The sequence below is a fragment of the Streptomyces sp. NPDC048411 genome (assembly GCF_040704695.1).
GTDB lineage: Bacteria > Actinomycetota > Actinomycetes > Streptomycetales > Streptomycetaceae > Streptomyces.
This window is the reverse complement of sequence record NZ_JBEZKL010000043.1, coordinates 47,981-56,987: the sequence shown is the minus strand read 5'-3', so window position 1 is coordinate 56,987 and position 9,007 is coordinate 47,981. Positions and strand designations below refer to the sequence as shown.

The following is a 9,007-nucleotide window of genomic DNA, read 5'->3' as shown; positions in this document are numbered from 1 at the left end:
CTGGTGCGTGCGATCGCAAGGCGGAGGGTCGCCCCGATACTGGGCGTATCGGGGCGAGCCCGACAACGCAGCGAGCGTGCGTGCCAGACGCCGCCTGGCAGGCGGGACTTTCGAAACACGCCCTAGATCGCGAAATCAGAACGGATTACCAGGAGTCCCGTCGCCCTCGACATTGGCCACCATCTTGCGCAGTACCTTGAGTGCGGCCACGTACTCCTCGTCGCTGATGCCCTTGTGGACTACGGCGCGTACCTCGGTCGCCAGCTCACGTAGCCGCGCTCTGGCGGCCTCCCCGGCATCCGTGAGGTGCAGGCGCTGCCCATCATCGATCCGGAGCCATTCGCGGTGGAGCAACTGGTCGACGACCCTGGCGATCTCGTGCGGCCCGTCGGCAAGGTGCGTCAGCTGCGCGACGACCTCCTCACGGCTCGGCGCCGTGGGGCCGCCGTTCACGCGGTTGAGTACCCAGTACTGCGGCTGCGTGACGTCGATCTTGGCCATGGCGTCACGCAGATGCTGGGTGACGGCCGTATGGGTCAGGCCGCACCAGTAGCCGACCGGCTGAGTGGCCAGCATGTCATCGGTGGCGGCCGGGTTTGCCGGCGCCTGGTCGGTGGTGGTTCCGATCAGTGATTCCATGATCGTGACGCTACATTCCCCCCGGCGCACTGAACCATCGGAATGTGGCATCCACTGCAACTCGTCCTGGGTACGCATCGGAACCGCCGACCACCGTCATTTTCGGGGCCGCCGCAGCCTCGCGCGCCGCCATGCCACGGCCCGACGCAGCGACTACCGACGACCGCTCGCCCGCGCAGCCAGCGGGTAGATCACGAAACTGCACTGGAGTACTAGTCAACCCACATGTCTGGGGCCAGCCAGCCAGCGCCAACGCTCTGCTCCATCTCAAAAGGGTTGATGCTGCAGGGTGGTTCGACAACTACGCTCAGCGACCTCTACCCGGGCTAGGCCAAGACCGACGCGAAGGACGCCGCGGTCATCGCGGACGCGAGCAGGCTTCAACGACAAGGCATACGCCGCCGATGAGACCTCACCGAGCATTCAACTCGTCGACCTGACAAGCCTCTACGGCCAGGCGTGAGCAAGCCGGCATGGCAGTCGGTACCGGAGCGAGCGGTACCGACGGTCGCGGGTATGACCGGCGCCCTGGTCTCAGTTCTGTTCCCGAACGCGGCGGCGCCCGGGGATCCGGAAGAGCTGCAGTGCGCATGATCGGCTGACAGGTTCTTCAAAGGTTCTTCATCATCTCCGGCTTACGGTCGGCCTGCCCGCCGTGTCCGCGGCCGGGCCCGACAGGAGGAGCGGGGAAAGCGATGAGGACGAACTGGGTACTGCTGGCCTCGGCGGCGTCGGTCATGGTCTTCGCGCTGACCGGCTGCGGGAGCGACGACGGCGGTTCGAAGCTCCCGACGGCCGGTGGTGGCGGCTCGGCCGCATCGGCTGGTAAAACGGGCGGTCAGGGTGGCGGGAACGATGTGGCGGCGTACGTCGAGAGCCAGCGCAAGTGGGTCGCGTGCATGCGGACGAACGGGGTCGACCTCCCCGACCCGGACTCCAAGGGACAGGTCGACATGTCCGGCCAGGGCCTTGCCCTGAAGAAGGACCCGAAGTTCATGAACGCGAGCAAGAAGTGTGCCAAGTTCAACGCTACGGTCCCCCAGGACCTGGAGCCCAGCGAGCCCAAACTCACTCCCGCGCAGATGAAGAAGCAGCGGGACTATGCCGCCTGCATGCAGAAGAACGGCGCCCCCGATTTCCCGGACCCGGATCCGAACGGGAGCCGCGACGACAACTCCGGTGAACCCGGATGGGATCAGAGCTCGGCCGGCGCCCGGCGAGCCACCCGCGTCTGCGCCCCGATCATCGGTGAACCGACCAACCCGCCGGCCGGCAAGGGCTGATCATGGCCGAGACGGTGACGCACATCGATGACGCGCACGGGACGGCCCCCCTGCCGCCTCCGCCGCGCCGCCGGCACCGCCGGCGTACGGCGCTGATCGCCTCGGCCGTGGTCGGCGTGGCGGCGGTCGCCGTGGTCGGCGCACTGGGGCTCGGCGGCGGCCAGGGCAAGGGCCCGAGCGCGCCGCCCCGCTCCGGTTCCGTCGTCCCGGTGACCCGGACCACACTGGCCGAACGGACCGCGGTGGACGGCAAGTTGAGCTACGGAACGGAGGTCCCGCTGCCGGTCAAGGCGACGGGTACCGTGACCTGGCTGCCCGAGCAGGGCGCGACGGTCGAGCGCGGCGGCACGCTGCTGCGCGTCGACGACCGGCCGGTCGTGCTCATGTACGGGACGCTGCCGATGTACCGGGACCTCGGCCTGACCGCCCAGGAGGGTGACCAGGGCTCGGACGCCCAGCAGCAGAAGGGCTCCGTCGACCAGCAGCAGAAGAACGCGGACGGCACGTCCCCGAGCCCCTCCGGGTCACCGGCGCCGGGGGGCGCCGGAACCGGCGGGGACACCGGCTCGACTCAGGCCCCGCGTGAGCTCAGAGGCATGGACGTCATGCAGTTCGAGTCCAACCTGGCGGCTCTGGGCTACACCGGCTTCACCGTGGACGAGAGGTTCACCGCCGCCACCGCCCGGGCGGTCAAGCGCTGGCAGAAGTCGCTCGGGCTGCCCCAGACCGGGACCGTCGGCCTCGGGGACGTCATCTCTTCCTCCGGCAAGGTGCGGATCGGCCATGCGGGGGCACGCCTGGGCTCCGCGGCCGGCGAGAACACCCTGGCCTACACCGGTACGTCGCGGAAGGTCGTCGTGAACGCCTCGGCCGCGGACGCCGCCTGGGCGGTGCGCGGCACGAACGTCCGGGTCAAGCTGCCCAATGGCAAGTCCGTGCAGGCCAAGGTGGCGTCGGTGGGGAAGCAAGCGAGCACGCCCGAGGGGGGTGGCAGCGAGGGCGGATCGGGAGAGGCCGACGCGACGATCCCCGTGACCATCACCGTCCAGGACCAGAAGGCCCTGGGGCGGCTGGAGAGCGGCCCTGTGACGGTCGAGTACGTGGGACGCGAGGCCAAGGACGTACTGAGCGTTCCGGTCTCCGCGCTGGTCGCCCTCGCCGAGGGCGGGTACGGTCTGGAAACCGAGGACGGCCGGTTCCTCGCCGTGAAGACGGGGCTGTTCGCGGACGGCAACGTGGAAGTGAGCGGCACAGCGATCCGCGAGGGCATGAAGGTGAGGATCGCGTGAGCGGTGTGTCCCCGGCGGTTCTGGAGTTCGACGCGGTCTGCAAGACGTATCCGGGCGGCGTTGCCGCGGTCCGCGACGTGAGTCTGCGGATCGGGCGCGGGGAACTCGTCGCCGTCGTCGGCCCGTCGGGCTCAGGAAAGTCCAGCATGCTGAACCTGATGGGCAGCCTCGACCGCCCCTCCTCGGGGCGGGTGCTGGTCGACGGCCACGACGTGGCGAAGCTGTCCGACCGGGAGGTGTCCGCGCTGCGGGCCACGCGGATCGGTTTCGTCTTCCAGCAGTTCCACCTGGCGGTCGGCGTGCCCGTGCTGGACGCGGTGGCAGACGGGCTGCTCTACGCGGGCGTCCCGATGCGCCGCCGCCGGGCCAGGGCGGCCGCCGCGCTGGCCCGGGTCGGGCTCAGCCACCGTGTCCACCACCTGCCGCAGCAGCTTTCCGGCGGCGAGCGGCAGCGGGTCGCGGTCGCTCGCGCGGTGGTCGGCGAACCGTCCGTCCTGCTGGCGGACGAGCCGACCGGCAACCTCGACTCCGCGTCGGGTGCCGCCGTACTGACCCTGCTACGCGAGTTGCACGCGGCCGGCACCACGGTCGTGATCATCACCCACGACCGCGAGATCGCGGCCGAACTCCCCCGCCGTATCGAGATGCGCGACGGACGCCTGGTCGCCGACACGGCCCGCAGCACGACGATCGGGGCACCCCGGTGAAGGACCGTACGACGAACTCCTCCTGGCAGACCCCGGACTCCCGTCCCACAGCGGCTGGCTCCCTGGACGCCCGGGGTCCGGCCCCGGAGACCCCGCCGTTCCGTTCCCCGGGCCCCGAGTCCTCGGACGCCGGGGCTCCGGTCCCGGAGCGGTCACGGTCACGGCTGCGCGCCGCACGCCTCGGGCCCGCCGACGTCGTACGCCTCGGCGGCACCGGACTGCGGACCCGGCCCCTGCGGGTCTTTCTCTCCGCGCTCGGCATCGCCATCGGCGTCGCCGCCATGATCGCGGTGGTCGGCATCTCCGGCTCCGGGCAGGCCGAGGTAAACCGCCGCCTCGACGCGCTCGGCACCAACCTCCTGCGGGTCGCACCGGGCCAGAGCCTGGCCGGCGAGAAAGCCAGACTCCCCTACGAGGCCGTGCCGATGATCCGCCGGATCCCGCCCGCGCAGCAGGTCGCCGCCACCGGCGCGACCGGCGCGCACATCTACCGCAACGACCACATCGCCATTGGCCGCACCGGCTCCCTCGACGTCCTCGCGGCCGACCAAGGCCTGCTCCCGGCCGTCGGCGGCAAGGTCCGCGAGGGCCGCTGGCTGGACGCGGCGACTCAGAAGTACCCGGCTGTCGTGCTCGGTGCCACGGCCGCCCAGCGGCTCGACGTGTACACCTCCGGAACCCGGGTCCTGATCGGCGGCCGCTGGTTCTCGCTGATCGGCGTCCTCGATCCCGTACCGCTCGCGCCGGAACTCGACAGCGCGGCACTGGTCGGCTGGTCGGCGGCCCGGACATACCTCCGCTTCGACGGCCACCCCTCCATGGTCTACGTCCGCACCGAGGACAGTGAGGTCGCGGCGGTACGGGCGGTGTTGCCGGCCACGGCATACCCCGAGAAGCCGAGCGAGGTCCGGGTCTCGCGGCCCTCCGACGCCCTCGCGGCCCGCGAGGCCACCGAGTCGGCGCTCACCGGCCTGCTGCTGGGCCTCGGCGCAGTGGCTCTGCTGGTCGGCGGGGTCGGTGTGGGCAACACGATGGTCATCTCGGTCCTGGAGCGCCGGCCGGAGATCGGTCTGCGCCGGGCCCTGGGGGCGACCCGGGGTCAGATCCGCACGCAGTTCGTGACGGAGTCACTGCTGCTGTCCCTCATCGGTGGGCTCGGCGGTACGGTGCTCGGGACCCTGATCACGGCGGGGTACGCCGTCGGCCGCGGCTGGCCGACGGTCGTCCCGGCCTGGGCGAGCGCGGCCGGCATCGGATCGACCCTGCTCATCGGCATGGCCGCCGGACTGTATCCGGCGGTGCGGGCCAGCAGGCTGTCGCCGACGGAGGCGCTGTCCAGCTCCTGAGCCGTACGGCCACGGGAACGCCGGCCACAGGCCCGGCCGCGGCGGGTGGGGAGAGAGGTGAGCGGGATGGGCGGGGCCACCACCGCGGGTGTGGGCGGAACGGCGGCGGGCCCGTGTCCGTTCCGGTGCCGGACGAGGCAGGGGCGGCCTCGCACGAGACCGCCCCTGGTGTGCTGTTGCTCCGGCTCGGCCGGCAGTTCCCCGGTGCTGCTAGAAGCCGCAGTAGACGTAGCTGCCGCCGTTGCTCAGCAGGTCGTCACGGACCCAGCCGTATACATCGGCGTTAGTGCCGTTCTCGTCGCGCAGGTACGTCCAGGTGTGGCCGTCATTGCCCACGGTGTAGCAGTGGTAGTCGAGCCTGTCGGTCCTGTAGGCGATGCCGTTGATCCCGCAGCCGGTGCTGGAGCCGCTGCGCTCGTTGGCACCGTCGGCGTAGTAGCCCCAGGCCGAACCGTCCTTGTCGCTGACCGTGGTACCGCAGGACGCGTTCGCGGAGGCCGAGGTGGCGGTGACCATCGGGACGGCCAGGGCAGCCACGGCGACGGCGGGAATGATCGCTGCGAGTCGGCGCTTCAAGTTGTACCCCCATGTGTCGTTTCGTCAGCAGTGCGACCCCGGTACCGGGAGGCACCAGAGCGAATGGTGCTGCCACCGCATCCATCGGGATGCGAGAGGTGTAAGTACCCTCACAGGCCGACAGTGCTGAAGTAAGCATTCCGCAGCCAACTGGCGACTTTCCTTCCATTGGGGACCAAAATTGATTTCAGGGCGGAATCGGCCATTCCTGCGGCGTACCGGCCAAATCGGCGCTCTTGCCGAGCAGGCCCCAGCCGCACGCCGAGATATCCCGTCATCCCGCACTTGGGGAAACCCGACCGAAGGAGCCCCGTTGAGCGCACGCGTCCCGACAGCCAGGACAAGGGGAACGCGATGAGCTTCCGGCTGCGGGTCCTGGGCCTGCTCATGCTGGTCGCCCTGACCGCCACCGCCGCCACCGCCTGGCTCACCCTGCGTCAGGCGAACCGTCAGGTCCAGGAGACCGTCAGCGCCGGACAGCGGGAGGTCTCCCTGATCACCGGTGAACTCCGCACGTACGGATTCGCGCACGGCACCTGGGACGGGCTCGCACCGACGGTGGGCGAACTCGCCAAGGCCACCGGGCAGCGCATCCGGGTCGTGACCGAGACCGGCGCCCCGCTCGCCGACTCCGACGCCCTCGCGGGCCGCGGGCCCCGCCCACTGAGCAGCCGGCCCCCGGTACTGGTCGACGCGCGGCCCGTCCTGCGGTTCCCCGACGGGCAGACACCCCGGCTCTCGGTCAAGCTGGCGGCCACCGCGATCGCCAACTACCGCTCCTCGGCCGCGTACGCTGCCTGCCTGACCCGGGTGGGCGCCGAGGTGACGGCCCGGCAGGACGACCTGGGCATTCCCCGGATCAGCACGGATGGCCGGCCCGCGCACTGCACAGAGCCGCCCCGCGGGGCCGACCCGCACACCCCGCAGGATCTCGACGCGCTCCGCGCCTGCGACTCCGCACAGCCCCTCACCCCCTGCCTCCAGCGGGTCTTCAACGAGCGGACCGCCTCCGTCGCCCCGCCCCGCCTGGAAATCCACCTCGGCTACCGGAACGAGTCCCCGCCCAGCCTCGCCGCCGCACCCACCGTCGCCGTCGCGATCGGAGTCGCCCTTGCAGCCGTCCTCGGCGCGTTGCTCCTGAGCCGGGCGGTCCTTCGCCCGGTCCGGGCCATGACGCACGCCGCCAAGGGGCTCGGTGAGGGCGATCTGGGGCGACGCGTCCCCGTCTCCGGGCGGGACGAGATCGCACAGCTCGGCCGCGCCTTCAACCGCATGGCCGACTCCATCCAGGCCGGCGAGGAGCGCCAGCGCCGCCTCACCGGGGACATCGCGCACGAGCTGCGCACCCCGCTGGCCAACCTGCGCGGCTATCTGGAAGCCCTGCGGGACGGGATCGTCGAACCGACGCCCGACCTGCTCGACTCCCTCCACGAGGAGGCGCTGCTCCAACAACGGATCGTGGACGACCTGCAGGACCTGGCCCTGGCCGAGGCCGGGGCGCTCACGTACCACCGCCGCGAGGTCGACCTGCGCGAGCTGCTCGACGCCGGCCGCACCGCCCATCGTGCCCAGGCCGAGACGGCGGGCGTCGCGGTGGAGCTGGAGGCGCCGTGCCAGGTGTACGTGACCGCCGACCCGGACCGGCTGCGCCAGGTCGTCGGCAACCTCATCGGAAACGCGCTGCACGCCACGGGGCCCGGTGGCACGGTGACCCTGGCTCTGATCCGGCGCGGCGAGCAGGCCGTCGTAGAAGTCCGGGACACCGGCAAAGGGATATCGGCACAGGACCTGCCGCATCTCTTCGACCGCTTCTGGCGGGCGGATCCGTCACGGGGGCGGGCGACCGGCGGCAGCGGGCTGGGGCTGTCCATCGCGCGTCAGATCGTCACCGACCACGACGGGGGGATCGACGTGCACAGCACGGTCGGGCTGGGTACGACGTTCACGATCACCCTGCCCGCGGCTTCGGTCCATGGCGGCAGGTCAGGAGGAGGCTGAGCCGCCACCGTCCGCGAGGCGGTAGCCCCGCCCGTACACCGTCTCCAGATGGCGGGGCCGCCTCGGGTCCGTCTCCAGCTTCCGTCGAAGGTTCATCACGTGCGCGTCGACGGTCCGCTCCAGGACATCCCGGTCGAAACCGAAGACGCGCTCGATGATCTGCGCCCGGGTGAAGACCCGGCCCGGTTCACGGGCCAGCGTCTCCAGGACGGCGAACTCCTTCGCGGTCAGTGCCACCGGCCGCCCCGCCACCCGGACTTCGAAGCGTGCCGTGTCCAGCTCCACCTCGCCCACCCGCAGCACAGCGGGCTCCACCGCGCCGCCGCCCCTCTGGGACCTGCGCAGCAACGCCCGTACCCGTGCGGTCAGTTCACGCGGACTGTACGGCTTGGTGAGATAGTCATCGGCGCCGAGGTCGAGGCCGAGAAGCATGTCCTCCTCGGTCGAGCGCGCGGTGAGCAGCAGAATCGGAACCTCCGATTCGGTACGTAGGATGCGGCACACATCCAGTCCGTCGACCAGGGGCAGCATCACATCGAGAACGATGAGATCCGGCTGCATCGAACGGGCCCGTTCCAGCGCCGCACGGCCGTCGGCCACGACCTGCACCGCGTGGCTTTCGCGCTCCAGATAGATCCGGATCAGTCGAGACTGCTTTTCGTCATCTTCCGCGACCAGAATTCGAGCGTTCAACAACTCTCCCCCAGCAAGGCCCACGCACTCCAGTACCGTAATACAGGAATGGACGAGGATCCGGGTCCGCGTCCAGGCGATGCGGGCCCGGACACCGCCTCTGGCCGGCGACTACACCTGGACGTACCTCAGGAACGCCAGCACGGCTACCTACGGGTGGGTCCGTGACGACCTCCTGAGCGACTACGGGAGCAGTGTGTACTGCGGCTTCTGAGCCTCCACCAGGGCCCGGGTACTCACCACCGGGAGCCAGGCCCCGAGTCAGCCGAAACAGTGGCACGTCAGGGGTGGTCCCGCCGAGGCCGCCCCTGACCGCTGCCGACCGGCTGGCGCGCCGCGGCGGGTCCGTACGGGAAGGCGGGCTCGCACCAGTCGGTCGCCGACATCACCGGCCCCGACTCGCTCGCCCTCGTCCGCGCGCACAAGCAGGAAGCGAAGGCGGCCGCGAAGAAGACGAGATGAAGGAGGATCCGCAA

General features: G+C 70.7%; 8 protein-coding genes and 2 pseudogenes. 7 read left to right on the top strand and 3 right to left on the bottom strand.

Features of this window, described 5'->3' with window-relative positions; all coding sequences use genetic code 11:
* Window positions 1–135: 135 nt before the first annotated feature.
* Complete coding sequence (locus tag AB0915_RS17675; protein WP_366691941.1) at window positions 136–639, bottom strand: MarR family winged helix-turn-helix transcriptional regulator; 504 nt, start codon at window positions 637–639, stop codon at window positions 136–138.
* Window positions 640–848: 209 nt separating this feature from the next.
* Here AB0915_RS17675 and AB0915_RS17670 point away from each other — a divergent pair.
* From AB0915_RS17670 to AB0915_RS17650, 5 genes and pseudogenes are all read left to right on the top strand, one after another.
* Window positions 849–1,079, top strand: a pseudogene (locus AB0915_RS17670) (hypothetical protein); the annotation flags it as partial.
* Window positions 1,080–1,334: 255 nt separating this feature from the next.
* Window positions 1,335–1,922 carry a hypothetical protein gene (locus AB0915_RS17665; RefSeq protein ID WP_359109523.1) on the top strand — a complete coding sequence of 196 codons (588 nt, stop codon included), beginning with the start codon at window positions 1,335–1,337 and terminating at the stop codon, window positions 1,920–1,922.
* A 2-nt stretch (window positions 1,923–1,924) separates the two neighbouring features.
* Complete coding sequence (locus tag AB0915_RS17660; protein WP_366691940.1) at window positions 1,925–3,211, top strand: peptidoglycan-binding domain-containing protein; 1,287 nt, start codon at window positions 1,925–1,927, stop codon at window positions 3,209–3,211.
* Complete coding sequence (locus AB0915_RS17655) at window positions 3,208–3,918, top strand: ABC transporter ATP-binding protein (RefSeq protein ID WP_245766674.1); 711 nt, start codon at window positions 3,208–3,210, stop codon at window positions 3,916–3,918. The genes AB0915_RS17660 and AB0915_RS17655 overlap by 4 nt, the downstream gene beginning before the upstream one ends.
* Before the next feature lie 164 nt (window positions 3,919–4,082).
* Entirely contained in the window at window positions 4,083–5,264 is a 1,182-nt protein-coding gene (locus AB0915_RS17650; RefSeq protein ID WP_366691947.1) for an ABC transporter permease, read from the top strand.
* Window positions 5,265–5,474: 210 nt separating this feature from the next.
* Here the strand turns inward: AB0915_RS17650 and AB0915_RS17645 are convergent, their stop codons facing one another.
* The gene (locus tag AB0915_RS17645) at window positions 5,475–5,840 is read right to left on the bottom strand and encodes an SH3 domain-containing protein (protein WP_366691939.1); all 366 of its coding nucleotides are present in this window, start codon (window positions 5,838–5,840) and stop codon (window positions 5,475–5,477) included.
* 354 nt (window positions 5,841–6,194) lie between these two features.
* Between AB0915_RS17645 and AB0915_RS17640 the strand changes: the two genes are divergently transcribed.
* The gene (locus AB0915_RS17640; protein WP_366691938.1) at window positions 6,195–7,838 is read left to right on the top strand and encodes an ATP-binding protein; all 1,644 of its coding nucleotides are present in this window, start codon (window positions 6,195–6,197) and stop codon (window positions 7,836–7,838) included.
* On the opposite strand, the gene AB0915_RS17635 is transcribed toward AB0915_RS17640, so the two are convergent.
* Window positions 7,824–8,531, bottom strand: coding sequence for a response regulator transcription factor (locus AB0915_RS17635; RefSeq protein ID WP_366691937.1), 708 nt, complete (start codon window positions 8,529–8,531; stop codon window positions 7,824–7,826). The genes AB0915_RS17640 and AB0915_RS17635 overlap by 15 nt on opposite strands.
* A gap of 318 nt (window positions 8,532–8,849) precedes the next feature.
* On the opposite strand from AB0915_RS17635, the pseudogene AB0915_RS17630 reads away from it, so the two are divergent.
* Window positions 8,850–8,993: pseudogene (locus AB0915_RS17630) on the top strand (Fe-S cluster assembly protein HesB); the annotation flags it as partial.
* Window positions 8,994–9,007: the final 14 nt, after the last annotated feature.

What these genes read in the sequence shown, in the direction of transcription:
- AB0915_RS17665 (WP_359109523.1), top strand. Translation starts at nt 1,335, where the DNA reads ATGAGGACGAACTGGGTACTGCTGGCCTCGGCGGCGTCGGTCATGGTC.
- AB0915_RS17660 (WP_366691940.1), top strand. Translation starts at nt 1,925, where the DNA reads ATGGCCGAGACGGTGACGCACATCGATGACGCGCACGGGACGGCCCCC.
- AB0915_RS17640 (WP_366691938.1), top strand. Translation starts at nt 6,195, where the DNA reads ATGAGCTTCCGGCTGCGGGTCCTGGGCCTGCTCATGCTGGTCGCCCTG.
- AB0915_RS17675 (WP_366691941.1), bottom strand. Translation starts at nt 639, where the DNA reads ATGGAATCACTGATCGGAACCACCACCGACCAGGCGCCGGCAAACCCG.